General features: G+C 77.5%; 2 protein-coding genes. One reads left to right on the forward strand and one right to left on the reverse strand.

Annotated features, from left to right (window positions below):
• Positions 1–448 (forward strand): hypothetical protein (locus AB0G02_RS41465; RefSeq protein WP_360806431.1); only part of this gene is annotated, 448 nt, incomplete at its 5' end.
• A gap of 54 nt (positions 449–502) precedes the next feature.
• Here the strand turns inward: AB0G02_RS41465 and AB0G02_RS41470 are convergent.
• On the reverse strand, positions 503–1,156 hold a 654-nt coding region (locus AB0G02_RS41470), incomplete at its 5' end, for a P1 family peptidase (RefSeq protein WP_360806434.1).

Here is a 1,156-nt window from a genome sequence, read left to right on the forward strand (position 1 = left end):
GCCCCACCTCGCCGTCGGCGCGGTCCGGGCGGGCGACCCGGAGGCGCTGTGGACCGCGGCCCTCAGCGGCGGCCTGATCTGCGAGGTCGCGCCGCGCGAGGTGTGGGCGTCGGTGCTGCCGCTGGTGGTGGACTCGATGAAGCGGGCGATCGAGACCGGGCCGCTGCCGCTGACGGAACGCGGCATGACCGACTTCGCCAGCGCGGTCACCGCGGGCAGGCGCGAGGACATGCCGTTCCAGGTGGGTCTGCTCGCCGACGTGGTGGTCGTGCTGCTGGCGTGGCTGATGGACCGCGTCGACGCGGGCATCCGCGGGTTCGCCCGCGAGCTGGACCGCACCAGCGGCGACGTGCTCGACCTGGCCGGGTACGTGTCCGTGCCCTACGCCGAACGCGCCCGCCACCCCGGTGCGGCCCGACCGCGACCGGCGGCCGGCGGCCCGCGCTGAGACCGCCCGGCGTCCTGGAGCGCCTGAGCTGATCGACGGCCCGACCGGCGGGCGTCAGGGGCGCTCGGTGGACTCGCGGTAGGCGGCGGCGGTGCGCGGGTAGAGCTCGCGGTAGGCCGCGAGGTGGCCCCAGGGCGTCGTGACGGACTCGGCCCGCAGCAGGCCGTGGACCAGTGCCCGCGCGAACACGTGCCGTGCCGCGGCGAGCACCTGCCCGGCGTCGGCGTCGTGGGTGCCGGTCGAGGTGGCGAACACCGTGTCGCCGTCGGTGAGGCCGTGCGCCGGGCGGACGGCGGCGGCCAGGCCGTCCTGCGCGGCGTCGGCCAGCGCGAGCAGCCGCGGCAGGCGGGCGTTCGTGGCGATCACGCCGATCACCGTGTTGAACGGCGGCACGTGACCGGTCTCGACGGCACGGGCGGCGGCGACGTCGTCGCGCTGCTCGGTGGGGAACTCGCCGGGCAGGCCGAGGTGCGCGGCGAACGGCAGGCCGGTGTCCGGGTCGACCGACGGGCCGACCGCGTTGAGCGCGGCCACCGCGCCCACCACCACCCCGCCGGGGAGCCCGACGCTCGCCGTGCCCAGACCGCCCTTCACAGTGGCGTTGAGCGCTCCCGTGCCCGCGCCGACGTTGCCCTGCGCGAACTCGGCCCGCGCGTCGCGGACGGCCTCCGCGCCCTCCTCCGGACCGGGCCGGGCGTGGAAGTCGCC

The organism is Actinosynnema sp. NPDC023658 (assembly GCF_040639995.1).
GTDB lineage: Bacteria > Actinomycetota > Actinomycetes > Mycobacteriales > Pseudonocardiaceae > Actinosynnema.